Source organism: Paraburkholderia aspalathi (assembly GCF_900116445.1).
Classification (GTDB): domain Bacteria; phylum Pseudomonadota; class Gammaproteobacteria; order Burkholderiales; family Burkholderiaceae; genus Paraburkholderia; species Paraburkholderia aspalathi.
The window spans coordinates 45,292-70,395 of record NZ_FPBH01000040.1; the positions used below are offsets into that span (position 1 = coordinate 45,292).

A 25,104-nucleotide genomic window follows, 5' to 3' on the forward strand; every position below is an offset into this window, starting at 1 on the left:
TCACCCATGTCCTCACCTTCCGCCGCACAACGCTCTGATCGCACGCCGCCCGTCGGGCCGCGCGCCGGTTTGCGGGTGGGGCGATGGCTGGCGGTTCTGCTGGCGGTGGCCGTCCTGCACTGGATTGCGGCGCAATGGGTCGAGCGCAACCGCGCGTCGCTCAATCCATCAGACAACGAACATGTCCCCGTGCAGGTTGCACTGCTGACACCCGAGCGTGTCGAACGCAAACCCGCTACCGACGCGCAGCAAGCAGCAACGCCGGCTCCGGCGCACAAGGCCGTTGCAAGCAAGCCGCGTGAACACGTGTTGACGGCGACGCAACCGGCAAAGCAGGCACCTGCGGTCGCGGCCGCATCGGATGCCGCGGCGAGCGCATCGGCTGCAGCGAGTCAACCCGATACCAACGCCAAGGCGGGCGCAACCGCCGCCGGCACGGCCAGCGCACCCGCTGCTGCGAGCGCGCCTCACGCTGCCGCGGGCGTGAAATTCTCCGTTCCGCCATCAGGCGAACTGCAGTACGACACGTTCTACAACGGCGTGCGCAACCAGCCCGGCACCATCCACTGGACCAGCAACGCGCAGAGTTACGAAATGGTCGTCTCCGTGCCGCTGCCGTTCGTCGGCACGTTCGTGTATTCGAGCCATGGCCGCATCGACGCATTCGGCCTCGCGCCGGATCAATACATCGAAAAGCGCGGCCGTCGTCCGGAAGACGTGGCGATCTTCAATCGCACCGATAAAAATATCGCCTTCACGCGCACGCCCACCACGCTGCCGCTGCCCGACGGCGCGCAAGACCGTTTCAGCATGGTGATGCAACTCGCCAGCCTCGTGCGCGGCGACCCGGCCGCCTATAAGCCGGGCGTGACGCGGCAATTCTTTGTGGTCGATAACAACAGCGGCGAGAACTGGCCAGTCGAGACGATCGGCGACGAAACCATCCGCACCGCGCAGGGCTACCTCGAGACGCGCCACTTCAAACGCTTGCCTCGCCATGACGGCGATCTGCGCCGTATCGACGTTTGGCTCGCGCCTTCGCTTGGCTGGCTGCCCGCGCGAATCATGCAGACCGAGCCGAATGGCACGCAATTCGAACTGGTGTGGCGCGGCAAGCTCAATGCGGACGGTACGGGCAGCAGCGTTGACAGCACGAGTGGTTCTAATGGCACCAGCGGCGCCGGCAATACTTCACCTGACAATTCGGCAAACCAGCCACCCGGCAACTCACCCGCACCAACACCCGAAACCACCCCCTCGGTCGATACGACCGTGCCCGGCAACGCGCCCGAAAAACCCTGAACCCGAGCAGAGTCTCGAACAGATCGCTGAAACTTCCGCGACGCGGCTCAATCGCACGTGAACCGCAACCGTTCGCGCGGCCGCCACGTAGGTATAGTGACGGCGGGAGAAGCGCGCAAACGGCTCTTTCCACCGCGTTCCCTTCAAGGAGCCTGCATGCAAGTGAAAATCAACGGTATCGAGACGCGCTATGTCCTGAGCAATGAGGGCGGCGGCCCGTGGCTGACGTTCATTCATCAGCTCGGCGGCGATCTGTCTGTCTGGGACCAGCTCGCCGGCTATTTCCGCGACGAGTACACCGTGTTGCGCTACGACCTGCGCGGCCACGGCAAGACTGCGGTATCGAGCGAACCGTTCAGCGTCGCCGATCTGTCCCGCGATCTCGCCGCGCTGCTCGATGCGCTCGGCGCACCCACCACGCATCTCGTCGGCATGTCGATGGGTGGCATGATCGCGCAGCAATTCACGCTGGACTACCCGTCGCGCGTCGACACGCTGACCGCTGCCGACACCACGAGCGGCACGCCGCCCGAAGGCCGCGCGATATGGGACCAACGTGCGGCAACGGCGCGCACGGAGGGCATGGCGTCCCTCGTGCCCGCAACATTGAGCCGCTGGCTGACGCCCGATTTCCAGGCAGCACATCCCGAAGCCGTCGAGCAGATTCGCGACGTGCTGAGCCATACGTTGCCAGAAGGCTACGCCATGGCGTGCGAAGCCCTGCGCGATTTCGATCTACGCGGTAAGCTGGGAACAATTCGTCGCCCAACATTGGCCGTGGGAGGCCGCCATGACACGGGCACGCTACCTGCTGCTACGCAGGCAATAGCAGACGCCATCCAAGGCGCGCAGTTCGAACTACTCGATGCCGCTCATCTCGCGCCCATCGAGCAATCTCACCGTTTTGCTGCACTGCTTGAAACGTTTCTTGGAAAGCCGGTCTAACCGGTAGGTTCGGAACTGTACAAGCGTCAATCCGGACCCACCCCTTGAATTCCACACCACAAGCTCCACCTATGGCGCAGGAATGGCCAGGAGCCAACGGAAATAAGGAGTGTCGCCATGCAAATGATCTATAACAGCCCCAACTATTGTGTCGTCGAGTTTCCGCCGCAGGAAGGCCCGCTGGCCATGAAATCAGGCGGCTACGAGATCGTCGACAAGAACATGCAGCGCGAAATCTACATTGATGGTGCAATGGCAGCGCGTTTCCGCGAGCATGTGCAAAAGCTGATCGAAGAGGAACCGTCGCTGGATGAGGTAGACGAATTCCTCGGGCAATTCGACAGCCTGATGCATCAACCGGTGATTCTTCACTAACTGAAGGGTTAAACGTAACGGTTTGGCGACATATATCGACCGCGCCGACCGGCTTAGCCGGCGGCCTCTATAAGGCGGTCAGTTGAAGTAACGCGGCCCAGCAGGCTTTCACCTGACTGGGCCGTTTTGTTTCCCCTGTAGTTTCCTTTGTCATTTCCTCTGTTTGTTTCCGCTGCGGCCACAGCCCCAGCCACCGTTGCCGCGGCACGCGCATCCGCCTGCTGAGCGCATGCCGGGCGGGACCGCCCCACAGCGGCTACAATGACAGGTTTCCCGAAAAGCCGGCGCAAGCCCTCGTCCGCCATGAACCAGCCTGCTCAATCCGCCACGCCAGTCCGTCCCGACGCCGCCTACACGTGCGGCACGGCGCTGCCCGCGCTGCTCAAGTCGCGCATCCTGATTCTGGACGGCGCAATGGGCACGATGATCCAGCGCTACAAGCTCGACGAAGCCCGCTATCGTGGCGAGCGCTTCAAGGACTATGGACGCGACATCAAGGGCAACAATGAGTTGCTGTCGATCACGCAGCCGCAGATCATCGGCGAGATTCACGAGCAGTACCTCGCGGCGGGCGCGGATATCATCGAAACCAACACGTTCGGTGCGACCACGGTTGCGCAAGCCGACTACGGAATGGAAGACCTCGCCATCGAGATGAATCTCGAATCGGCGAAGCTGGCACGCGCTGCCTGCGACAAATACTCGACGCCCGACAAGCCACGCTTCGTCGCCGGCGCGATCGGACCGACGCCGAAAACAGCGAGCATTTCCCCTGACGTGAACGATCCGGGCGCACGCAACGTGACGTTCGACGAACTGCGCACGGCGTATTACCAGCAGGCAAAGGCTTTGCTCGACGGCGGCTGCGATCTGTTCCTCGTTGAAACGATCTTCGACACGCTCAACGCCAAGGCCGCGCTGTTCGCGCTGGACGAGCTGTTCGAAGACACCGGCGAGCGTCTGCCGATCATGATTTCGGGCACCGTCACGGATGCATCGGGCCGGATTCTCTCGGGACAAACCGTCGAGGCCTTCTGGAACTCGCTGCGTCACGCCAAGCCGCTCACCTTTGGTTTGAACTGCGCACTGGGCGCGGCGCTGATGCGCCCGTACATCGCCGAACTGGCCAAGCTGTGCGACACCTATGTGTCGTGCTATCCGAACGCCGGTTTGCCGAATCCGATGAGCGATACGGGCTTCGACGAATTGCCGGCGGATACGTCGGGATTGCTGAAGGAGTTCGCGCAGGCAGGCCTCGTGAATATCGCCGGCGGCTGCTGCGGCACGACGCCGGAGCATATTGCGGCGATTGCCAAGGCGCTGGCTGAAGTGAAGCCGCGCCAATGGCCGACGCAATACCGCGACGCGGCCTGAGCCCGGCGACTCGATCCTGATCCGCTGCACGTCCGCTATCGAACCCGACGCAAGTAATCGCACGCAACCGAACCGCACCTACGCCATGACCGATCACACCATGCGCCTTTCCGGCCTCGAGCCGTTCAACGTCACGACCGGGACGCTCTTCATCAACGTCGGTGAACGCACCAACGTGACCGGCTCGAAGGCGTTCGCGCGAATGATCCTGAACGACCAGTTCGACGACGCGATCGCGGTCGCGCGGCAGCAGGTCGAAAACGGCGCGCAGATCATCGACGTCAACATGGACGAGGCGATGCTCGATTCGAAAGCGGCGATGGTCCGCTTCATGAATCTGATCGCCTCGGAACCGGACATCGCGCGCGTGCCGATCATGATCGACTCGTCGAAGTGGGACGTGATCGAAGCCGGTCTGAAATGTGTGCAAGGCAAGGCAATCGTCAATTCGATCTCGCTGAAGGAAGGCGAAGAAGCGTTCCGTCACCACGCGAACCTGATTCGCCGTTACGGCGCGGCTGCGGTCGTGATGGCCTTCGACGAGCAAGGCCAGGCCGATACGTTCGAACGCAAGACGCAGATCTGCAAACGCTCCTACGACTTCCTCGTGAACGAAGTCGGCTTCCCGCCGGAAGACATCATCTTCGATCCGAACATCTTCGCGATTGCGACCGGCATCGAAGAGCATAACAACTACGCCGTCGACTTCATCAACGCCACGCGCTGGATCAAGGAAAACCTGCCCTACGCGAAGATCAGCGGCGGCGTGTCGAACGTATCGTTCTCGTTCCGCGGCAACGATCCGGTGCGCGAAGCGATCCACACCGTGTTCCTGTATCACGCGATTCAGGCCGGCATGGACATGGGCATCGTCAACGCCGGTCAACTCGGCGTGTACGCCGACCTCGATCCGGAGTTGCGCGAGCGGGTTGAAGACGTCGTGCTGAACCGCCGCGAAGACGGCACCGATCGTCTGCTGGAAATCGCCGACAAGTTCAAGACCGGCGCCGCGAAGAAGGAAGAGAACCTCGAGTGGCGTAACCAGCCCGTCGAGAAGCGCCTGTCGCATGCGCTGGTGCACGGCATCACCAACTTCATCGTCGAAGATACCGAGGAAGTGCGCGCGAAAATCGCCGCAGCCGGCGGCCGTCCGATCAATGTGATCGAAGGCCCGCTGATGGATGGCATGAACGTCGTCGGCGACCTGTTCGGTCAGGGCAAGATGTTCCTGCCGCAGGTCGTGAAGTCGGCGCGCGTGATGAAGCAGGCAGTCGCGCATCTGATCCCGTACATCGAAGAAGAAAAGAAGCTGATGGCCGAAGCCGGCGCCGATGTGCGCGCGAAGGGCAAGATCGTCATCGCTACGGTGAAGGGCGACGTGCACGACATCGGCAAGAACATCGTCTCGGTGGTGCTTCAGTGCAATAACTTCGAAGTGGTCAACATGGGCGTGATGGTGTCGTGCAACGACATTCTCGCCAAGGCGAAGGTCGAAGGCGCGGACATCATCGGCTTGTCCGGACTGATTACGCCTAGCCTCGAAGAGATGGCCTACGTCGCCTCGGAAATGCAGCGCGACGACTATTTCCGCGTGAAGAAGATCCCGTTGCTGATCGGCGGCGCAACTACCTCGCGCGTGCACACCGCGGTCAAGATCGCGCCGCACTATGAGGGACCGGTGGTGTATGTGCCGGACGCTTCCCGCTCAGTCTCCGTGGCGTCGAGCCTGCTGTCCGATGAAGGCGCAGCGAAATACGTCGACGACCTCAAAGCCGACTACGACCGCATCCGTGACCAGCACGCCAACAAGAAAGCGCTGCCCATGGTCACGCTCGCCGAAGCCCGCGCGAACAAGACCAAGGTCGATTGGGCCGGCTACAAGCCGGTCAAGCCGAAGTTCATCGGCCGCCGCGTGTTCAAGAACTACGATCTGAACGAGCTGGCGAACTACATCGACTGGGGTCCGTTCTTCCAGACCTGGGACCTGGCCGGCCCGTATCCGGCGATCCTGAACGACGAGATCGTCGGCGAATCGGCCCGCCGCGTGTTCTCGGACGGCAAGTCGATGCTCGCGCGCCTGATTCAGGGCCGCTGGCTGCAGGCCAACGGCGTGATCGCGCTGCTGCCGGCCAACACGGTGAACGACGACGACATCGAAATCTACACGGACGAATCGCGCTCGGAAGTCGCGCTCACGTGGCGCAACCTGCGCCAGCAAAGCGTGCGGCCAGTGGTGGACGGCGTGATGCGCCCGAACCGGTCGCTGGCCGACTTTATCGCGCCGAAGGACTCGGGCGTGGCCGACTATATCGGCATGTTCGCGGTCACAGCGGGTCTGGGTGTGGACGTGAAGGAAAAGCAGTTCGAAAAGGATCACGACGACTACAGCGCGATCATGCTCAAAGCGCTCGCCGACCGCTTCGCCGAAGCCTTCGCTGAAGGACTGCATGCTCGCGTGCGGCGCGATCTGTGGGGCTACGCGAACGCCGAAACCCTTTCCAACGAAGACCTGATCGCCGAAAAGTACCACGGCATCCGCCCGGCGCCGGGCTACCCGGCCTGTCCGGACCACCTCGTGAAACGCGACATGTTCGACGTGCTGCAAGCCACTGAAATCGGCATGAGCGTGACCGAATCGCTGGCCATGCTGCCGGCGGCCAGCGTCTCCGGCTTCTATCTGGCGCACCCGGACAGCACCTATTTCTCGGTTGGCAAGATCGGCCAGGACCAGCTGGAAGACTACGCAAAACGCATGTCGTTGTCGAAAACAGACGCTGAGCGGGCGCTCGCGCCTTTGCTGTAAGCCTTGCGGGGCGGGCGACCTACTATATCGGGCACGCTAGGCTGAATATTTGCGGCAGTGTAATTTTCGGCTTTGTAGACTGAAACGGCATCAACCCGCCAGACGCGGCCAAAACGCGTCGGCTTATCAAATTGCAATCGTCAACGGAGAAAATCGTATGAAGAAGCTGACGCTGTTATTGACTGCTGTTTCGCTCGCCGCAGGCGCCTCGGTGGCGCTGGCCCAGCCCGCCGCTCCGGCCGGCTCCAGCGCGGTCAGTTCGTATTCGCCGCCCACCGTGAAGCATGTCAAGAAGCCCAAGAAGCAAAAAGCCAAGAAGGGTGCGTCGGCACCGGCGGCTGCCCCGGCGGACGCCGCCAGCCAGTAAGCCGTTTCGGCAGAAGGGCCGTCAAGACCCGTGAAAGACAAAGAGCCCGCAGATGCGGGCTCTTTTCATTGACACGTCACGACCAGCGCCGCGAGCGCGGCGAACTCCACCGCCAGCGGACCGCCGCGGGATCAGATACCCCAGACGATATCCGCGTTTTCCTTCTGCGCGGCGCGCAGCATGTCGAGGAACGGATACGCACGCTGGGCGAGTCCCGGCGGGATCTCATGATGCTCGTGGCCGTCTTCGCCTTCGTGAAAATGGCCGTCGTGCTCGGCACGTTCCTGTTTGTCGACGCTGATCGCCGATTCGAGTTTCGTGATCGCGACGCTCAGTTCGTCGTGGGTGATGACACCACGCTCACCCAGGCGCTTGCCGACAATGCCGACCAGGTACTGAGCGAGATTTTCCAGCATCATCACGTCCGGCGCGGCGCGACATTTGAAAGTAATCAGCATGACTGTTCCCTTTTTCGTTATGTTGGATTGACGCGCGAACGGCTGTAAGCCGACCGTCGGCGCGCGTTACGTTGACACGCCGATCAGGCACGGCGGCCACGGCCCTTGGTGGGCATCTCATTGAACATATTAGCACCTGCTAAAATCCGTCTGGACGGAAAAGCGCGCCGCACACCGCGCCAGACGCGTTGCACGCCACGTGCCCGATGACGCCCCGACGTGCCCGGCGCATCCCGGCCGGTGCAGCGCCGCTTTCCACGCTTCTGACGAATCGGCTGCGCCTCGCGCGCGGCCGCCGCTTCTTCCGCATCACCGGATTGCCTCACTGGACTCGCAACAAGCATGCTGCCTGCACATAAACATACCCTCGAAACCCTGCTCGCCGACACGGTGAAGCAGGTTGCTGACGCAACCCAGGGCGCGAGCGAAGCCGCCTTCGTGTCGCCCACGATCACGCTGGAGCGTCCCAAGGTCGCCGCGCACGGCGACGTCGCCTGCAATGTGGCGATGCAACTCGCCAAGCCGCTGCGCGCCAACCCGCGCCAGCTGGCGCAACAGATTGTCGACGCGCTGCTCGCGCAACCGCAAGCCAAGGGTCTCGTGGAAGCCGCCGAAGTGGCTGGCCCCGGCTTCATCAACCTGCGCCTCGCGGCCGCCGCCAAGCAGGCCGTGATCGCCGCGGTGTTCGCTGAAAAGGACGCCTTCGGCCGTTCGCAGCGCGAAGCCGGCAAGCATGTGCTGATCGAATTCGTCTCGGCCAACCCGACCGGCCCGCTGCACGTCGGCCACGGCCGCCAGGCCGCACTCGGCGACGCGCTCTCGAACGTGCTGGCCTCGCAAGGCTGGGACGTGCACCGCGAGTTCTACTACAACGACGCCGGCGTGCAGATCCAGACGCTCGCCCTGTCGACCCAGGCGCGCGCCCGCGGCCTCGCCCCGGGCGATGAAGGCTGGCCCGCCTCGGCGTACAACGGCGAGTACATCGCCGACATCGCCAAAGACTATCTGAACGGCGTCACGGTTGCCGCGAGCGACGGCGAACCCGTCACGGGCGCGGCCGACGTCGAAGACCTCGAAGCGATCCGCCGCTTCGCGGTCGCCTACCTGCGCCGCGAGCAGGACATGGACTTGCAGGCCTTTGGCGTGAAGTTCGACGAGTACTACCTGGAGTCATCGCTGTACAAGGAAGGCCGGGTCGAGAAGACCGTCGCGGCGCTGATCGCCGCCGGCAAAACCTACGAACAGGAAGGCGCACTGTGGCTGCGCACCACCGACGACGGCGACGACAAAGACCGCGTGATGCGCAAGACCGACGGCACCTACACGTACTTCGTGCCGGACGTCGCCTACCACGTCGCCAAGTGGGAACGCGGCTTCACCAAGGTCATCAACATTCAGGGCTCGGACCACCACGGGACGATCGCGCGGGTGCGCGCCGGCCTGCAAGGTCTCGGCATCGGCATTCCGAAGGGCTATCCCGACTACATCCTGCACAAGATGGTCACGGTGATGCGCAACGGTGAAGAGGTGAAGATCTCGAAGCGCGCGGGCAGCTATGTGACCGTGCGTGATCTGATCGAATGGTCGGGCGGCGCGACGCCGGGTTCGGAAGCCGCCGTCGACCTGATCGACGAAGAGACGATTCGCCGCGGCCGCGACGCCGTGCGCTTCTTCCTGATCTCGCGCAAGGCCGATACGGAATTCGTGTTCGACATCGACCTGGCGTTGAAACAGAACGACGAAAATCCGGTGCACTACGTGCAGTATGCGCACGCGCGGATCTGCTCGGTCATCGCGGAATGCAAGGCGCGCTACAACACGGACGAAAGCACGCTGGCCACGGTGGACGTGTCGCCGCTCACCAGCGAACGCGCCATGGCCCTGCTGAACAAGCTCGCCGAATTCCCAGACATGCTGGAGCACGCCGCCGGCGAACTCGCGCCGCACGCGGTCGCGTTCTATCTGCGCGACCTCGCCGGGGAATTCCACTCGTTCTACAATGACAGAGCCGAACGCGTGCTGGTCGACGACGCCGCCGAGCGCAATGCACGCGTCGCGCTGCTTGCGGCCACACGTCAGGTGCTGGCCAACGGTCTCGCGACGATCGGCGTCTCCGCTCCCGTCAAGATGTAAGTCCTCCGGCGTAACATGCATGCGGCCGTCGTTATAATCGACGGCCGTTCCAGGATTCTTTTTGCAGGTGATTCATACGATGGCAAAACCACGCCGCACAACAAAGCAATCGCAATCGAAACAAACCGGGGGGACTTTTCTCGGCATCGTGCTAGGCCTGATCGTTGGTCTCGCGATCGCGGTAGTGGTGGCGCTGTATATCACCCGTGCGCCTACGCCGTTCGTCTCGAAGGTCGCGCCGCCCGCGGCGCCCGACACCGGCGCGAGCCAGGCGCAGCAATACGACCCGAACCGTCCGCTGCAAGGCAAGACGCCGGGCCAGCCGGTGCCGCAAGCCGCGCAACCGGCGCCGCCGAACACCGCGCCGGGCCAGACCAATGCGCAGACGCAGTCGGGCATGCTGGAAGAGCCGCAGATCGTTGAAGTGCCGCCGTCGAATGGCAATGCGAACGGCACGGCAGTCGCACCGAAACCCGCGCAGGATAACGGCAACGGCACGGCCACCGGTACGGTGAAAAAGCCGCAAGGCGCAAGCGCACCGGCCGCCACCGCGGCAGGCTCCGCGCCGAAGGGTACGTCGTCCGCCACGGCTGCCAACGCCAAGCCGGGTTCAGGCGCGGCGCCGACAGCGGGCGACGCGAACACCGGTTACTTCCTGCAAGTGGGCGCCTACAAGACCTCAGCCGACGCCGAGCAGCAGCGCGCGCGGCTCGCCTTCCAGGGCTTTGAATCAAAGGTCACGCAGCGCGATGCAGGCGGCGTGACGTACTACCGTGTGCGGATCGGCCCGTTCTCGAAGTTCGAGGACATGAATTCGAGCCGTCAGCGTCTGTCCGACGCGGGCGTGGATACAGCCGTGATCCGCTTTACGAAGCAATAAGCCAACAATAAACAAACCGTGATTTACCGGAACGCGCCGCCGCCGAACTATCGGCGTGCGGCGCGAGTCACAAGCTCAACCGGCAAACACAACCGACAAGCACAACGGACGACTAGAGCGTCTAACGCCGACATTAAAAACGGTGACGGGCATTTGCGTGGCGCCACCGTTTTACCGCCTACTTGGGTTATCACAACATGAAAAAACTGCTGAGCATTCTGTTCCTCTCGCTGGGCCTGGTTGCCGCCACGGCGCATGCATCGCCGGCCGCACCGGTTTCCGGCAAGGACTACACCGTGCTGTCCACGCCGCAACCTACGGACGTGCCGGCCGGCAAGATCGAAGTAACCGAATTCTTCTGGTACGGCTGCCCGCACTGCAATGAATTCAACCCGTACCTCGAAGCATGGGTGAAAAAGCAAGGTCCGGACGTGGTGTTCAAGCGCGTGCCGGTTGCCTTCCGCGACGACTTCATTCCGCACTCGAAGATGTACCATGCGCTTGACGCACTCGGCCTCGCCACGCAACTCACGCCGAAGGTCTTCAATGAAATCCACGTCAACAAGAACTACCTGCTGACGCCGGAAGACCAAGCCAAGTTCCTCGCCAAGAACGGCGTCGATCCGAAGAAGTACATGGACGCGTACAACTCGTTCTCGACGCAAAGCGCGCTGCAAAAAGACAAGAAGTTGATGGACGACTACAAGATCGACGGCGTGCCGACGCTGGCCGTGCAAGGCAAGTATGAAACCGGTCCGGCTGCGACCAACAGCCTGCCGGGCACGATCCAGGTGCTCGACTATCTGGTGCAGCAGGTCCGCGCCAAGAAGATGTGATGTCGAAGGCGCCGGAATGAGCTCCCCCCTGAAGGTCTTCATTACCGGCGCCTCGAGTGGCATCGGCCTCGCGCTCGCCGCCGAATATGCGCGGCGCGGCGCGATTCTCGGCCTGGTCGCCCGCCGCGGCGACGCTCTCACCGCCTTCCAGCAGTCTCATCCGCAGAATTCCATCTCCGCCTATTCCGTCGACGTCCGCGACGCCGAGGCGCTCGCTGAAGCGGCCGCACAGTTCATCGCGCAGCACGGTTTGCCGGACGTGGTGATCGCCAATGCCGGCATCAGCCGCGGCGCGGTCACCGGGCACGGCGATCTGCGCACGTTCCGCGAAGTGATGGATATCAACTACTTTGGCATGGTTGCCACCTTCGAGCCGTTCGCCGCCGCGATGGTTGCGGCGAAGAAAGGCACGCTGGTCGGGATCGCCAGCGTGGCCAGCGTGCGTGGCTTGCCGGGGTCGGGCGCGTACAGCGCGTCGAAGTCGGCGGCGCTCAAGTATCTGGAAGCGTTGCGCGTCGAGATGCGGCCGCTCGGCGTCGGCGTGGTCACGATCGCCCCCGGCTATATTCGCACGCCGATGACCGAGCACAATCCCTACACCATGCCGTTCCTGATGGACGCCGACCGCTTCGCGGTGAAGGTCGCCGGGGCGGTCGAGCGTCAAACCGCGTTTGCCGTGTTTCCATGGCAGATGCGCATCGTGGCCATGCTGCTGCACGTGCTGCCGCGCTGGCTCTACGACCGGGCCTTCGAACGCGCGCCGCGCAAACCGCGCGCCGCCACCGAGTAAGTCATGCAGCCTCGTGCGGTCGATGCAGCCGGCGTCGCGCACGAAATTGGGGGCGCCGGTACGCGCATCGTCTCGCTGGTGCCCAGCATCACCGAATTGCTGTTTGCTCTGGGGCTCGACAGGCAGATTGTCGGACGCACCGGTTTTTGCGTGCATCCCCGTGACAAGGTCCGGCAGGTGCGCAAGGTCGGCGGCACCAAGTCCGTGAACGTCGACGCGATTCGTGCTTTGCGGCCCACCCATCTGATCGTCAATATCGACGAAAACGAGCGCGATATCGTCGAGCAATTGCGTGCGTTCGTGCCGCATATCGTCGTGACCCATCCACAGACGCCGCAGGACAATCTCTCGCTGTACGCGTTGCTGGGCGTGATCTTCGACCGCGAGCAGGAAGCTCAGCGCCTGAGCGAGGCGCTCGAAATACGTCTGCACGAGGCCGCGGCGCAGGTGTTTCCCAAGCAAAACGTGTTGTATCTGATCTGGCGCGAGCCATGGATGACGGTAGCGCGCGATACCTATATCGCCTCGATGCTGAGGCTCGTGAACTGGCAGACGCTTCCCGATGTGGAAGGCGGCGCCGCAGGCGCGGCGCGTTATCCCGCGCTCGACTTCGACCACGCGCCGTGGCTTGCCGGCGTGGATCGCATACTGCTCTCCAGCGAGCCCTATCGCTTCACACAAGCACATTGCGACGCGCTGAAGCGTGACCCGCGTCTGGCCGGCAAGCGCATCGAGTTGATCGATGGGGAGTTGGTGTCATGGTACGGCGTGCGCGCGATCGAAGGCATCCGTTACCTGATGCAGCGCGCGGCGGCGTCATGAGCGGCAACGCGGCCAACCCATATGGATATGCGGATTAAATTGTTGTCGCCGCAACCACCCTTCGATAAGCTTTCGCGAAGGCGAGGACGTGCATATAGCGCAGCAGCCAAAGCATGCGCCAGCGCCGGAAACGTATCACAATAAAGACGACGGCCAGACCGGTCGCCACCCGTCAACGGAACATAACCACACAACCAGACGCACTGCCTGACTGCGCTTGTTATGGGAGATCCTATGCGCTTCAAACTGCTCGCAGCCGCCGTACTGTTCACGGCGCCCGCGCTCGTGCTCGCCAAACCGCTGACCGTCTGCACCGAGTCGAGCCCCGACGGCTTCGATGTCGTGCAGTTCAATTCGCTCGTGACGACCAATGCATCGGCCGACGTGATCTTCAATTCGCTGGTCTCGTACGACGAGGCCGCGAAGAAAGTCGTGCCCGCACTGGCCGACAAATGGGACGTAAGCGCCGACGGCCTCACCTACACGTTCCATCTGCGCCCGAACGTGCAATTCCAGACCACCGACTACTTCAAGCCCACCCGCGCGCTGAATGCCGACGACGTCGTCTTCACGTTCGACCGCATGCTCAACGACAGCAATCCGTGGCACAAGGTGGCGGGCGCGAGCGGCTTCCCGCACGCGCAGTCGATGGGCTTGCCGAAGCTCATCAAGTCGATCAGCAAGGTTGACGACAACACCGTCAAGTTCGAACTGAACGCACCGGACGCCACCTTCGTGTCGATCCTGACGATGGGTTTCGCCTCGATCTATTCGGCCGAATACGCCGACCAGTTGCTCAAGGCCGGCAAACAGGTCGACCTGAATGCGAAGCCGATCGGCACCGGTCCGTTCGAATTGAAGAGCTATACCAAAGACGCGGTGATCCGCTACGACGTGAACCCGACGTACTGGGGCACGAAACCGAAGATCGACCGCCTGATCTACGCGATCACGCCGGACGCCACGGTGCGCGCGCAAAAGGTGAAGGCCGGCGAATGCCAGATCGCGCTGTCGCCGAAGCCGCAGGATCTCGCCGAAGCGAAGGGCGACAAATCGCTCGCCATCGTGCAGACGCCCGCGTTCATGACCGCCTTCGTCGCGCTGAACACGCAGAAGAAGCCGCTCGACAACCAGAAGGTGCGCGCGGCTCTGAACATGGCGTTCGACCGCACCACCTACCTGAAGGCGATCTTCGACAACACCGCGACGCCGGCCGTCAATCCGTATCCGCCGAACACATGGAGCTACGACAAGGCCGTCAAGGCGTGGCCGTACGATCCGGTGAAGGCAAAGAAACTGCTCGCGGACGCGGGCTATCCGAACGGCTTCGAAACGACGATCTGGGTGCGTCCGAACGGCAGCGTGCTGAACCCGAATCCGAAGGCCGGCGCCGAACTGCTGCAAGCCGACTTCGCGAAGATCGGCGTGAAGGCGGAAGTGAAGGTGATCGAATGGGGCGAGCTGATCAAGCAGGCCAAACAAGGCCAGCATGACACGCTATTCATGGGCTGGGCCGGCGATAACGGCGATCCGGACAACTATCTGTCACCGCTCTTCAGCTGCAATGCGGTGAAGTCGGGGATCAATTTCGCGCGCTTCTGCGATCAGGATTTGGACAAGCTGATTGCCGACGGCAAGACCACGCCTGATCAGGCCAAACGCGCGAAGGCGTATGAGCAGGCGCAGCAGATCATCCACGATCAGGCGCTGTGGATTCCGCTGGGTTACCCGACCGCAGCGGCCATCACGCGGACGAATGTGAGCGGCTATCACGTGAGTCCGTTCGGACGGCAGAACTTTGCGACGGTGGCGGTACAGTAAGACTCTGTCTCGCCGATTTAAATAAAGCCCGGTTGCTTTTCGCAACCGGGCTTTTTTATCGACGTATCAACCTGTCGACGCGATCACGCCGAGAACCGGATCACCCCATCCGCGTCCTGCGTGCGCTTCAACTCGCCGGCCAACCACAGCAGATGCAAGTGCGCTAACGCCTCACCCATCGCGAACGTCATCTGATGGATATCGAGTTGGCGCTTGAACATCAACGGCACGATATCCGCCGCGCTCTGCGGCTTCTCCGCACAGGCCTCGCGCACTTCAGCCAGACGCGCGTCATGATGCTCACGCAATTGCTTGATCCGCGTACGCACGCCGCGAAACGGCTTGCCATGCGACGGCAGCACGAGCGTGTCTTCCGACATCGTCTCGTAGCGGCCGAGAGATTCCAGATACAGTGCGAGCGGCGTGCTTTCGGGCTCCATGTCGAACACCGAGACGTTGGTCGAAATACGCGGCAACACCATGTCGCCGGAAATCAGCGTGCCCGTCTCTTCGCAATGCAACGCGCAATGCTCCGGCGAATGACCGAAGCCCGTTACCACGCGCCACGTCTTGCCGCCGATCTTCACGCCATCGGCTTCGCGCAGGCGGCGGTACTGCCCCGGAATCGCCGGCACGAGGCTCGCGTAGTAGCTCGTGCGATTGCGCAGTTTCTCGAGCGACGTCTCGTCGTTCAAACCGTGACGTGCGAAGTGGCGCGCCGCGCCCTCGCCGCCCGCATTCGAGCCGTCGCCGGCCGCCATCACGCGGGCCTGCATGTATTCGCCAAGCGTCATCCACAGGCGCACGTCCCAGCGTTTCTTGTCGCCGCCGCTGCAGATCCAGTGCGCAAGGCCGATGTGGTCCGGGTGGCAATGCGTGACGATCACGCGCAGCACCGGCAGGCCGTCGAGCACCGAGTCGAACACTTTCTCCCAGTTCTCCTTGATCGTGTCCGACGTAATACCGCAGTCGACTACCGTCCAGCCTTGCTGGCCGTCGATCTCATCGCGTAGCAGCCACAAATTGATGTGGTCGAGTGCGAACGGCAGCGGCATGCGCAGCCAGAACACGCCAGGCGCGACTTCCATCGCCTGGCCCGCTTCGGGCAAGGTGTCCTTGAACGGGTAGTCGAGTTGATGTTCGAGTGCATTCATTGTGCTTGTCTTCCTCCGTCGGCCATCCGGCATGGCGAGGTATGCGATGCCGGACGGCGTGGTTGCGGCCCGGCCGGGACATGCCGGTGCCGTATTGCGCCGTAGTTGCGTTTCGATCAAGTTGACGATAACGTAAACGTCGATTCTATCGTTCAATCCGATTTTCTGCCCGGCTACGGGATGCCCCGATGAACACGCAATACACGATCACCGAGCTCGCGCGGGAATTCGACGTCACGCCGCGGGCGATCCGCTTCTACGAAGACCAGGGTTTACTCTCGCCCAGCCGTGAGGGATCGAGCGGCTTGCGGCGCGTCTATTCGGGCCGCGATCGAACCCGCCTGAAGCTCACGCTGCGCGGCAAACGGCTTGGCTTCACATTGTCGGAGATCCGCGATCTGCTCGACGTCTACGAGTCGCCGACCGACACCGTGCCGCAATTGCAGGCTTTCCTTGCTACGGTGGCGCGCCATCGCGACGTGCTCGAACGTCAACTGGAAGATCTGAACGCAACGCTCGAAGACCTCGCGCAATACGAAACTCAGGCGCGCGCGTTGCTGGAAGGCGGTTCACGCGAGACCAGGTCCGCCTGAGCGGAGAACGGCGCGACGCGCCGCGGGTGCACCCGGACGATACAATCACGGGTGTCTTCACGACATGGGATGAATGCACGGCCGACATGAATCACTTTCCCAAACTGCTGTCGTCACAGATCGGCTTTGACGTCGCCCAGACGATGCTCGAAGGATTCGATCGGCACTACCGCATCTTCCGTGACGCCGCGATCCATGCCAAAACGCTGTTCGAAGCTGCCGACTGGCACGGCCTGCAAACGCTGGCGCGCGAGCGCATCACCTCCTATGACGATCGCGTCGAGGAATGCGTCGAACTGCTCGAAGACGAGTACGACGCCGAGAATATCGACGACGAAGTGTGGCAGCAGATCAAGCTCCACTACATCGGCCTCCTGACCACGCACCGCCAGCCCGAGTGCGCGGAGACGTTCTTCAATTCGGTGTGCTGCAAGATCCTGCACCGTTCGTATTTCAACAACGACTTCATTTTCGTGCGCCCGGCGATCTCGACCGAATACATCGAGAACGATGAACCAGCGGCGAAGCCGACCTATCGTGCGTATTACCCCGGCAAGGACGGTCTTGCCGCGACGCTCGAGCGCATCGTCACGAACTTCCAGTTGGAGCCTCCGTTTGAGGATCTGACGCGCGACGTCGAATGCGTGATGCAAGCGATCCACGATGCGTTCGGCGTGTTCGACGAAGCGCCCAACTTCCAGATTCACGTGCTTTCGTCGCTGTTTTTTCGGAACAAGTCAGCGTATATCGTTGGACGGATCATCAACGGCGATTTGCTGCTGCCATTCGCGGTGCCGCTGCGCCATGTGAAGCCCGGCGTGCTCGCACTCGATACGGTGCTGCTCAAACGCGACCAGTTGCTGATCATCTTCAGCTTCTCGCATTCGTACTTCCTCGTGGACATGGAAGTGCCCTCCGCCTATGTCGAGTTTCTCGGCACGATCATGCAGGGCAAACCGAAGGCGGAAATCTATACCTCGGTGGGTTTGCAGAAGCAGGGCAAGAATCTGTTCTATCGCGATCTGCTGCACCATCTGAAGCATTCCAGCGATCCGTTCATCATCGCGCCCGGCATCAAGGGGCTCGTGATGCTGGTGTTCACGCTGCCGTCGTTTCCGTACGTATTCAAGCTGATCAAGGACCACTTTCCGCCGCCGAAGGAAACCACGCGCGAGCAGATCAAGCGAAAGTATCAGCTCGTCAAGCGTCATGACCGTTTGGGCCGCATGGCCGACACGCTCGAATATTCGAGCGTCGCGCTGCCCATTTCGCGGCTCGACGAAGCGCTGCTGCGCGAACTCGAAAAGGAAGTGCCGTCCCTGATCGAATACGACGGCGACAACCTGGTGATTCGTCACATGTATATCGAACGCCGGATGGTGCCGCTCAATCTGTTCCTGCAAAACGGCAGCGACGAGGACGTCGAGCACGGCATCAAGGAATACGGCAACGCGATCAAGGAATTGATGCAGGCGAACATCTTCCCTGGCGACATGCTGTACAAGAACTTCGGCGTGACGCGTCACGGCCGCGTCGTGTTCTACGACTACGATGAAATCGAATACCTGACGGAATGCAACGTGCGCGCAGTGCCGGCGCCACGTTACGAGGAAGACGAAATGTCGGGCGAGCCATGGTACTCGGTCGGCCCGCACGACATTTTCCCGGAGACATACGGCACCTTTCTGCTCGGCGATCCACGCGTGCGCCGGTCCTTCATGCAGCATCACGCGGACTTCTTCGATCCAGCGCTGTGGCAACGGCACAAGGATCATCTCTTGAAAGGCGAACTGCCCGACTTTTTCCCGTACGACAGCAGCGTGCGCTTCTGCATCCGCTATCCGGAACGATTCGCCGATACGGCGTCCGGACCCGCGGAGAATCAGGCAGATGAACGCACCGTGCGCGTGGCGTGAGCGCTATGCGCTGCCCGCATCGTTGAATGCATCGTCCGAACCTTATGCAACGACATCGACCGGTCAATCGGTCGAGCAACCGCCAAGACTCAACATGAACACGAACGCTTCTCCCGCTGCCAATCCGCTTGCCCATCTGTTCGATAACAACGACGCGTGGGTGGCCCGCAAGCTCTCCGAAGATCCGGAGTACTTCTCGCGTCTCGCGCACCAGCAGACACCCGAATATCTGTGGATCGGCTGCTCCGATTCGCGCGTGCCGGCCAACCAGATCATCGGCCTGCCGCCAGGTGAAGTGTTCGTGCACAGAAATATCGCCAACGTGGTGGTGCATACGGATCTGAACTGCCTGTCGGTGATCCAGTTCGCCGTCGATCTGCTGAAGGTCAAGCACATCATGGTGGTGGGTCACTATGGCTGCTCGGGCGTCGGCGCGGCGCTGCACGGCCGGCGTGTGGGTCTCGCGGATAACTGGCTGCATCACGTGCAGGACGTGCGCACCAAGCATGCTGCGCTGATCGAAGAATGGCCGCTCGGCGAGGCGCGCCATCGGCGGCTCGTCGAACTGAATGCGATCGAACAGGTCATGAACGTATGCCGGACCACCATCATCAATGACGCGTGGGCACGTGGCCAGGAACTCACGGTGCACGGCTGGGTGTATGGCGTGCATGACGGCAAGGTGCGCGACCTCGGCATGACAATCAACGACCCCACGGCGCTCGATGCAACCTATAAGCGCTGCATCGCGGCCGTATCGGCCGGCGGTGCGTACCAGGAAGACAACGATGCGGCGGCCGCCGAAGCGGCCCAGCTCGGCGACGTGCCGGCCATCGTCGAAGGTGTGATCAAACAACTTAAGCATGAATGAAACCCACATGAGTGAGACAAACATGAGCGAGACAAAGTCTGATCCGATCGTAATCGTAGGTGTGGCCCGTACGCCGATGGCGGCATTTCAGGGCGATTTCGCAACGCTGACCGCGCCGCAGTTGGGCTCGGTTGCAATCGAAGCCGCCGTGCAACGCGCCGGGTTGAAGCCCGAGCAGATCGATGAAGTGGTGATGGGTTGCGTGCTGCCCGCCGGCCTCGGCCAGGCGCCGGCGCGCCAGGCTGCGCTCGGCGCCGGCTTGCCTTTGAGCACCGGCAGCACCACCGTCAACAAGATGTGCGGCTCCGGCATGCGCGCGGCGATGTTCGCGCACGACATGCTGGCCGCGGGCTCGGCCGACGTGATCGTCGCGGGCGGCATGGAGAGCATGACGAACGCGCCGTATCTGTTGCCGAAAGCGCGTAACGGCATGCGCATGGGTCACGGCCAGGTGATCGACCACATGTTCTACGACGGTCTCGAAGATGCCTACGAAAAAGGCCGTCTGATGGGCACCTTCGCCGAGGAATGCGCGGCCTCGTTCGACTTCACACGCGAAGCGCAGGATGCATTCGCCGTCGAGTCACTGAATCGTGCAAAGCGTGCGAATGAAGACGGTTCGTTCACGTGGGAAATCGCGCCGGTGAAGGTGGAAAGCCGCAAGGGCGACGTGACCATCGATCACGACGAGCAGCCGTTCAAGGCGAACCTCGACAAGATTCCGACGCTCAAGCCCGCGTTCAGCAAAACCGGCACGGTGACGGCAGCGAATTCATCATCGATTTCCGACGGTGCCGCGGCGCTCGTGATGATGCGTGAATCGACCGCGAAGCGTCTCGGCGTCGAGCCCCTTGCTCGCGTGGTCGGCCACTCCACCTTCGCTCAGGAACCCGCGAAGTTCACCACCGCGCCGGTCGGCGCGATTCGCAAGCTGTTCGAGAAGAACGGCTGGCGCGCCGACGAAGTGGATCTGTACGAGGTCAACGAGGCGTTCGCGGTGGTCACGATGGCCGCGATGAAGGAACATCACCTGCCGCACGACAAGGTCAACGTGAACGGCGGCGCCTGCGCACTCGGCCATCCGATCGGCGCATCGGGCGCGCGGATTCTCGTCACGCTGATCGGCGCGTTGAAAAATCGCGGTCTGAAGCGCGGTGTCGCGACGCTGTGCATCGGCGGCGGCGAAGCGACCGCGATGGGCATAGAACTGGTTTGACGCGCTGTTACCGGGTGTTTGCAAGCTTGAGGTGATTCGATGAAGACAGTGTTGATCGTCGGTGCATCGCGCGGCATCGGCCAGGAGTTCGTGCGGCAATACATAAAGAGCGGCTGGCGCGTGCTCGCCACCGCGCGCGATGGCGCCGCTCTCGACGCGCTGAAGGCGCTCGGCGCGGAGACGTTTTCACTCGACGTCACCGCACCCGAAGAAATCGCCGCGCTCGGCTGGAAGCTCGACGGCGAGCGGCTCGACGCAGCGGTACTGGTGTCCGGCGTGTACGGCCCGCGCACCGAGGACATCGAGACGATTACGGCGGAAGACTTCGACCAGGTCATGCATACCAACGTGCGCGGTCCGATGCAGTTGATGCCGATCCTGCTGCCCCTCGTCGAAGAAGCAGGCGGTGTGTTCGCGGTGATCTCGAGCAAGATGGGCAGCATCGGCGACGCAAGCGGCACGACCGGCTGGCTGTATCGGGCGAGTAAGGCTGCGCTGAATGACGCGCTGAAGATCGCGTCACTGGACGCCACGCGCGCAACCTGTATTTCGCTGCATCCTGGCTGGGTGCGCACCGATATGGGTGGCGCGCAAGCGGCGATCGATCCGGTGCGCAGCGTCACCGGCATGCGTGAAGTGCTTGCGCAGGCCGCGGCCGCACATGAAGCATTCAACGGCCGCTTCTACCAATACGACGGCACGGCGCTCGACTGGTGAAGAAGCTAGTGAAGAGACAAGTGGGGAGACTAATGAGGAGACCGAGCCATGGTGCTTGATCAGGATCATCTGATGGTCCGCGATGCGGTGCGCACGTTCGTCCGCGAAGCCGTTACGCCGTACGCGGCGCAATGGGACCGCGAGCGCACCTTTCCGAAGGACGTGCATCGCCAGCTCGCCGAGCTCGGCGCGTATGGCGTGCTGGTGCCCGAAGCCTACGGCGGCGCCGGCATGGACGCGCTGGCGCTGGCGCTCGCGCTGATCCTCGAAGAAATCGCTGCGGGCGACGGCGGCACTTCGACCGCGATCTCGGTCAACAACTGCCCGGTGTGCAGCATTCTGCTGACCTATGGCAACGACGCGCAGAAACGCGACTGGCTCACGCCGCTCGCGCGCGGCGAGATGCTCGGCGCGTTTTGCCTGACCGAACCGCAAGCGGGCTCGGACGCCTCCGCGCTGCGCACCACCGCGACACGCGATGGCGACAGCTACGTGTTGAACGGCGTCAAACAGTTCATCACGAGCGGCAAGAACGGCAACGTCGCGATCGTGATGGCCGTGACCGACAAGGCGGCGGGTAAGCGCGGCATCAGCGCGTTCATCGTGCCCACCGATACGAAGGGGTACATCGTCGCGCGCGTTGAAGAAAAGCTCGGTCAGCATTCGTCGGACACCGCGCAGATTATTTTCGAAGATTGCCGCGTGCCGGCCGCGAACCTGATCGGCGCGGAGGGCGAAGGTTATCGGATTGCGCTATCAGGGCTCGAAGGCGGGCGCATCGGTATCGCCGCGCAAAGCGTCGGCATGGCGCGCGCCGCGTTCGAAGCGGCGTTGGGCTATGCGAAGGAGCGCGAGAGCTTCGGCCAGCCGTTGTTCTCGCATCAGGCCGTGCAATTCCGCCTCGCCGATATGGCGACCCAGCTCGAAGCCGCGCGCCAGTTGATCTGGCACGCGGCTTCGTTGAAAGACGCCGGGCAACCTTGTCTGACGGAAGCCGCAATGGCCAAGCTGTTTGCATCCGAAGCCGCTGAGCGGATCTGCTCGGCCGCCTTGCAGATTCATGGCGGCTACGGCTATCTGAGCGACTTTCCTGTAGAACGCATCTACCGCGATGTACGCGTGTGCCAGATCTACGAAGGCACCAGTGACATCCAGAAAATTTTGATCGCACGCGGCCTTGCCTGAAAGTCTGATGAATAAGCCATTGTTGTCAACGCAACGACCGTCCGACTGCCCCTGCGGCGGCGCCGCGCCCGATCAGCGCAGCGGCGCCAAACCGCCGCGCTTTGCGCAATGCTGTGGCCGCTATATCGATGGCGGTGAAACAGCGCCACGCGCGCTCGAACTGATGCGCTCGCGTTACAGCGCGTATGTTGTGGGCGCAACGGATTATTTGCGCGCGACCTGGGCACCGCACACCTGCCCCACGGATCTCGACGCCGACCCTGCCGCCCCCGACGCGCCACGTTGGCTCGGACTGCAGATCAAAGCCTTCGCTGAAACCAGCGCCGATCATGCGACAGTCGAATTCGTCGCACGATATAAGGTGGGTGGCCGCGCCCACCGGCTGCACGAACTGAGCCGCTTCATACGCGGTGAGGACGGACGCTGGCGCTATGTCGACGGCGACGTAAACGAATAAGCTGCACCTTCGAAAGCCTTACACGGCTTGGCGGTGCGCAATAAAACCGTCATCACATATGGCCCTCAAACGAGGGCCTTTTTTTCGTGTTGGCTCGACACCACAGCGCGCATATTTCGACAAATTACTTCGGGCAGCCAAGCGCTGCGAGGCAGGCGGTTTCGGCCTTCCGCCGGGGCGAACACGCCCTGATCTGCACCCGGCAATTATTGCGTCGCGGGTTCTCCTTTATTGCACAAAACAAAATTGTCGTGCCAGGATGAGGCCGTAGGTTTGTGACGTCACGTTGCGAGAACAGGTCCATACCGATTCCGCAAAATGCGCAGGCAGCTGCCGATAGCCCACCAGCAAGGGTTCGGCGGCGGTTCCGGGCAGCATGTGTGACGCTCATCATCGGCGCGTGGGGTCGCGTCGGCCGTTTGGGTTCATCCCGTGCGATCTCGATCAGCGTGCGTGCGCTTGCCGCACTACGTACGCGAGTGTGTTTTTGTTTGTCGAAAACGCCGATGAAAGGCAATTGTCAGCGACGATATTCGACAGACAAAACGTCACGGTGTTAAGGGCAGGTTTTTGAGGCAGGTGCGTCAATGGTGTTCAGCAAGGTTCTGACGAAGTGCGCGGTGACTTGTGCAGCAGCGATGTGCGCCATCGCACTCGCGCATGCCGAGCCGCTCGCCGACACCCAGGCGGGGCCTCTCACTCGCGCGCACGTGCCGCGCATCGCACTCGACGACGACGTCTATCTGCCCACCGCGGGCCTCAACGAACAGATCATCCGCGTGCCGGTTAACGCTGCCGGCACCGTCACACTCGAAACCACGATCTACAAACCGGACGGCGCAGGCCCGTTTCCGATGATCGTTTTCAACCACGGCAAGATTCCCGGCGACCCACGCACGCAGGAACGCAGCGACCCGCGGCCGTTCGCGCGCGAATTCGTGCGCCGCGGCTACGTAGTGGTGGCGCCGAACCGCCAGGGCTTCGGCCATTCGGACGGCACGTATCAGCAGGACGGCTGCGACGTCGAACGCAACGGTATCGGCCAGGCTGGCGACGTGGCCGCGACGATCGATTTCATGTCGAAGCAGCCGTACGTGGATGCCACGCACATCGTCGTGGCCGGCACCTCGCACGGCGGTCTCGCGACGATTGCTTACGGCCCCGAGGCTGCATCGGGCGTGCGTGCCTTGATCAATTTCTCGGGTGGCTTGCGGCAGGACGCGTGCACCGACTGGCAGGGTAATCTGACGCATGCATTTGGCGCCTATGGCGAGAAGACAAAGGTGCCGTCGCTGTGGTTGTACGGCGATAACGATTCGGTGTGGACCGCGCCGCTGGTGGCCGGCATGTATGCCGCGTATGCCGCGCACGGTGCGAGCGCGAAGATGGTGGATTTCGGCAATTACAAGAATGACGCGCATCGGCTCGTGGGCGATCGCGATGGCGTGCAGATCTGGTGGCCTGCTGTCGAGGCGTTTCTTGCGCGCGTTGGGATGCCTACGGGCGTGCAGTATCGGGTCGATGATCCTTCGGCGCCGAAGGCGAGCGGTTTTGCTGCTGTCGATGCGGTCGACTCTGTTCCGTTTGTTGATGAAGCCGGGCGTAACGGTTATCGCAACTTCCTGCATCAGTATCCTAGCCGGGCTTTTGCTGTGTCGGATTCGGGGGCATGGTCGTGGGCGGAGGGTGGGGATAATCCGATGTCGGTTGCTATTGCTAATTGCCAGAAGCAGAGTTCGGCACCCTGCCGGTTGTATGCGGTGGACAACTCCGTTGTCTGGGGGAAAGGGTCTTCGCAGACGGCGGATTCTGGTTCTTCGTCGGCAGCTGGGGCTGCTAATGATCGGCGCGCTATTGCTAGCCGGAATTGAAGGTTTTGATTTGCCTTCGCGGCGCTTGTTTGATTGCCTGCGCGGCGCTTCTTGTCTGTGTTCTTAGGGCGTTGGCCTTTCCTTGATCTGGCTTTGGTGCCTTTCCTTGAATTGTTAGTGGTTTATTAGCGTTGCCCCTGTGCGGGGCGGCACTTACTTTCTTTGCCGCCGCAAAGAAAGATAAGCAAAGAAAGCGGCTAGAAGCCCCTGCTAAGCGG

Annotated in this window: 22 protein-coding genes and 1 pseudogene; 20 read left to right on the forward strand and 3 right to left on the reverse strand. The window is 62.2% G+C overall.

Features of this window, described 5'->3' with window-relative positions:
* The first annotated feature begins 6 nt into the window (after positions 1–6).
* The 6 genes from BM438_RS38870 to BM438_RS38900 all read left to right on the forward strand — a co-directional run bounded on the left by BM438_RS38870 (position 7) and on the right by BM438_RS38900 (position 7,166).
* Entirely contained in the window at positions 7–1,302 is a 1,296-nt protein-coding gene (locus tag BM438_RS38870; RefSeq protein ID WP_093645684.1) for a DUF3108 domain-containing protein, read from the forward strand.
* Between the two features lie 156 nt (positions 1,303–1,458).
* Positions 1,459–2,247 (forward strand): alpha/beta fold hydrolase, encoded by a 789-nt coding sequence (locus BM438_RS38875; RefSeq protein ID WP_093645687.1) that lies wholly within the window; start codon positions 1,459–1,461, stop codon positions 2,245–2,247.
* Positions 2,248–2,364: 117 nt separating this feature from the next.
* Positions 2,365–2,622 (forward strand): BTH_I0359 family protein, encoded by a 258-nt coding sequence (locus BM438_RS38880; protein ID WP_007179533.1) that lies wholly within the window; start codon positions 2,365–2,367, stop codon positions 2,620–2,622.
* Between the two features lie 303 nt (positions 2,623–2,925).
* Positions 2,926–3,996 carry a homocysteine S-methyltransferase family protein gene (locus tag BM438_RS38890; RefSeq protein WP_093645692.1) on the forward strand — a complete coding sequence of 357 codons (1,071 nt, stop codon included), beginning with the start codon at positions 2,926–2,928 and terminating at the stop codon, positions 3,994–3,996.
* Between the two features lie 37 nt (positions 3,997–4,033).
* Positions 4,034–6,799, forward strand: a complete 2,766-nt coding sequence (gene metH, locus BM438_RS38895) for a methionine synthase (protein WP_279630579.1) — start codon at positions 4,034–4,036, stop codon at positions 6,797–6,799.
* Positions 6,800–6,956: 157 nt separating this feature from the next.
* Entirely contained in the window at positions 6,957–7,166 is a 210-nt protein-coding gene (locus BM438_RS38900) for an acid-shock protein (RefSeq protein ID WP_093645696.1), read from the forward strand.
* Between the two features lie 131 nt (positions 7,167–7,297).
* On the opposite strand, the gene BM438_RS38905 is transcribed toward BM438_RS38900, so the two are convergent.
* Positions 7,298–7,624, reverse strand: a complete 327-nt coding sequence (locus tag BM438_RS38905; protein ID WP_093645699.1) for a DUF1840 domain-containing protein — start codon at positions 7,622–7,624, stop codon at positions 7,298–7,300.
* Positions 7,625–7,966: 342 nt separating this feature from the next.
* Here BM438_RS38905 and argS point away from each other — a divergent pair, with 342 nt between their 5' ends.
* The 6 genes from argS (at position 7,967) to BM438_RS38940 (ending at position 14,906) form a co-directional block, all read left to right on the forward strand.
* Complete coding sequence (gene argS / locus BM438_RS38915) at positions 7,967–9,757, forward strand: arginine--tRNA ligase (RefSeq protein WP_093645704.1); 1,791 nt, start codon at positions 7,967–7,969, stop codon at positions 9,755–9,757.
* Between the two features lie 61 nt (positions 9,758–9,818).
* A complete protein-coding gene (locus BM438_RS38920; RefSeq protein ID WP_093645706.1) occupies positions 9,819–10,637 on the forward strand; it encodes an SPOR domain-containing protein in 819 nt (272 codons plus the stop codon).
* 197 nt (positions 10,638–10,834) lie between these two features.
* Positions 10,835–11,473 (forward strand): thiol:disulfide interchange protein DsbA/DsbL, encoded by a 639-nt coding sequence (locus BM438_RS38925; RefSeq protein WP_093645709.1) that lies wholly within the window; start codon positions 10,835–10,837, stop codon positions 11,471–11,473.
* Positions 11,474–11,489: 16 nt separating this feature from the next.
* Entirely contained in the window at positions 11,490–12,263 is a 774-nt protein-coding gene (locus BM438_RS38930) for an SDR family oxidoreductase (protein ID WP_093645711.1), read from the forward strand.
* A gap of 3 nt (positions 12,264–12,266) precedes the next feature.
* Positions 12,267–13,085 carry a helical backbone metal receptor gene (locus tag BM438_RS38935; RefSeq protein WP_093645714.1) on the forward strand — a complete coding sequence of 273 codons (819 nt, stop codon included), beginning with the start codon at positions 12,267–12,269 and terminating at the stop codon, positions 13,083–13,085.
* Between the two features lie 234 nt (positions 13,086–13,319).
* Positions 13,320–14,906 carry an ABC transporter substrate-binding protein gene (locus tag BM438_RS38940; protein WP_093645716.1) on the forward strand — a complete coding sequence of 529 codons (1,587 nt, stop codon included), beginning with the start codon at positions 13,320–13,322 and terminating at the stop codon, positions 14,904–14,906.
* A gap of 83 nt (positions 14,907–14,989) precedes the next feature.
* On the opposite strand, the gene BM438_RS38945 is transcribed toward BM438_RS38940, so the two are convergent.
* Complete coding sequence (locus tag BM438_RS38945; protein WP_093645718.1) at positions 14,990–16,060, reverse strand: MBL fold metallo-hydrolase; 1,071 nt, start codon at positions 16,058–16,060, stop codon at positions 14,990–14,992.
* Between the two features lie 188 nt (positions 16,061–16,248).
* Here BM438_RS38945 and BM438_RS38950 point away from each other — a divergent pair, with 188 nt between their 5' ends.
* The 8 genes from BM438_RS38950 to BM438_RS38990 all read left to right on the forward strand — a co-directional run bounded on the left by BM438_RS38950 (position 16,249) and on the right by BM438_RS38990 (position 24,886).
* A complete protein-coding gene (locus BM438_RS38950; protein ID WP_054035656.1) occupies positions 16,249–16,653 on the forward strand; it encodes a MerR family transcriptional regulator in 405 nt (134 codons plus the stop codon).
* A gap of 86 nt (positions 16,654–16,739) precedes the next feature.
* Complete coding sequence (aceK, locus tag BM438_RS38955) at positions 16,740–18,569, forward strand: bifunctional isocitrate dehydrogenase kinase/phosphatase (protein WP_093645721.1); 1,830 nt, start codon at positions 16,740–16,742, stop codon at positions 18,567–18,569.
* A gap of 94 nt (positions 18,570–18,663) precedes the next feature.
* Positions 18,664–19,440: a carbonate dehydratase gene (gene can, locus BM438_RS38960; RefSeq protein ID WP_093645740.1), complete on the forward strand. Its 777-nt coding sequence runs from the start codon at positions 18,664–18,666 to the stop codon at positions 19,438–19,440.
* 7 nt (positions 19,441–19,447) lie between these two features.
* Entirely contained in the window at positions 19,448–20,656 is a 1,209-nt protein-coding gene (locus BM438_RS38965; protein ID WP_093645723.1) for an acetyl-CoA C-acetyltransferase, read from the forward strand.
* A gap of 39 nt (positions 20,657–20,695) precedes the next feature.
* Complete coding sequence (locus BM438_RS38970) at positions 20,696–21,373, forward strand: SDR family oxidoreductase (RefSeq protein ID WP_093645726.1); 678 nt, start codon at positions 20,696–20,698, stop codon at positions 21,371–21,373.
* A gap of 48 nt (positions 21,374–21,421) precedes the next feature.
* Positions 21,422–22,558, forward strand: a complete 1,137-nt coding sequence (locus BM438_RS38975) for an acyl-CoA dehydrogenase family protein (protein WP_093645728.1) — start codon at positions 21,422–21,424, stop codon at positions 22,556–22,558.
* Positions 22,559–22,565: 7 nt separating this feature from the next.
* Positions 22,566–23,015, forward strand: coding sequence for a YchJ family protein (locus tag BM438_RS38980; RefSeq protein ID WP_093645731.1), 450 nt, complete (start codon positions 22,566–22,568; stop codon positions 23,013–23,015).
* A 587-nt stretch (positions 23,016–23,602) separates the two neighbouring features.
* A complete protein-coding gene (locus BM438_RS38990) occupies positions 23,603–24,886 on the forward strand; it encodes a dienelactone hydrolase family protein (protein WP_093645734.1) in 1,284 nt (427 codons plus the stop codon).
* Here the strand turns inward: BM438_RS38990 and BM438_RS45930 are convergent.
* A pseudogene (locus tag BM438_RS45930) lies at positions 24,873–25,104 on the reverse strand (hypothetical protein); the annotation flags it as partial. The gene BM438_RS38990 and the pseudogene BM438_RS45930 overlap by 14 nt on opposite strands.

Coding starts and splice junctions, on each gene's coding strand:
- BM438_RS38900 (WP_093645696.1), top strand. CDS start 6,957: ATGAAGAAGCTGACGCTGTTATTGACTGCTGTTTCGCTCGCCGCAGGC.
- BM438_RS38970 (WP_093645726.1), top strand. CDS start 20,696: ATGAAGACAGTGTTGATCGTCGGTGCATCGCGCGGCATCGGCCAGGAG.
- BM438_RS38880 (WP_007179533.1), top strand. CDS start 2,365: ATGCAAATGATCTATAACAGCCCCAACTATTGTGTCGTCGAGTTTCCG.
- aceK (WP_093645721.1), top strand. CDS start 16,740: ATGAATCACTTTCCCAAACTGCTGTCGTCACAGATCGGCTTTGACGTC.
- BM438_RS38930 (WP_093645711.1), top strand. CDS start 11,490: ATGAGCTCCCCCCTGAAGGTCTTCATTACCGGCGCCTCGAGTGGCATC.
- BM438_RS38870 (WP_093645684.1), top strand. CDS start 7: ATGTCCTCACCTTCCGCCGCACAACGCTCTGATCGCACGCCGCCCGTC.
- BM438_RS38980 (WP_093645731.1), top strand. CDS start 22,566: ATGAATAAGCCATTGTTGTCAACGCAACGACCGTCCGACTGCCCCTGC.
- BM438_RS38890 (WP_093645692.1), top strand. CDS start 2,926: ATGAACCAGCCTGCTCAATCCGCCACGCCAGTCCGTCCCGACGCCGCC.
- argS (WP_093645704.1), top strand. CDS start 7,967: ATGCTGCCTGCACATAAACATACCCTCGAAACCCTGCTCGCCGACACG.
- BM438_RS38990 (WP_093645734.1), top strand. CDS start 23,603: ATGGTGTTCAGCAAGGTTCTGACGAAGTGCGCGGTGACTTGTGCAGCA.
- BM438_RS38950 (WP_054035656.1), top strand. CDS start 16,249: ATGAACACGCAATACACGATCACCGAGCTCGCGCGGGAATTCGACGTC.
- BM438_RS38975 (WP_093645728.1), top strand. CDS start 21,422: ATGGTGCTTGATCAGGATCATCTGATGGTCCGCGATGCGGTGCGCACG.
- can (WP_093645740.1), top strand. CDS start 18,664: ATGAACACGAACGCTTCTCCCGCTGCCAATCCGCTTGCCCATCTGTTC.
- BM438_RS38940 (WP_093645716.1), top strand. CDS start 13,320: ATGCGCTTCAAACTGCTCGCAGCCGCCGTACTGTTCACGGCGCCCGCG.
- BM438_RS38925 (WP_093645709.1), top strand. CDS start 10,835: ATGAAAAAACTGCTGAGCATTCTGTTCCTCTCGCTGGGCCTGGTTGCC.
- BM438_RS38875 (WP_093645687.1), top strand. CDS start 1,459: ATGCAAGTGAAAATCAACGGTATCGAGACGCGCTATGTCCTGAGCAAT.
- BM438_RS38935 (WP_093645714.1), top strand. CDS start 12,267: ATGCAGCCTCGTGCGGTCGATGCAGCCGGCGTCGCGCACGAAATTGGG.
- BM438_RS38945 (WP_093645718.1), bottom strand. CDS start 16,060: ATGAATGCACTCGAACATCAACTCGACTACCCGTTCAAGGACACCTTG.
- BM438_RS38905 (WP_093645699.1), bottom strand. CDS start 7,624: ATGCTGATTACTTTCAAATGTCGCGCCGCGCCGGACGTGATGATGCTG.
- BM438_RS38965 (WP_093645723.1), top strand. CDS start 19,448: ATGAGTGAGACAAACATGAGCGAGACAAAGTCTGATCCGATCGTAATC.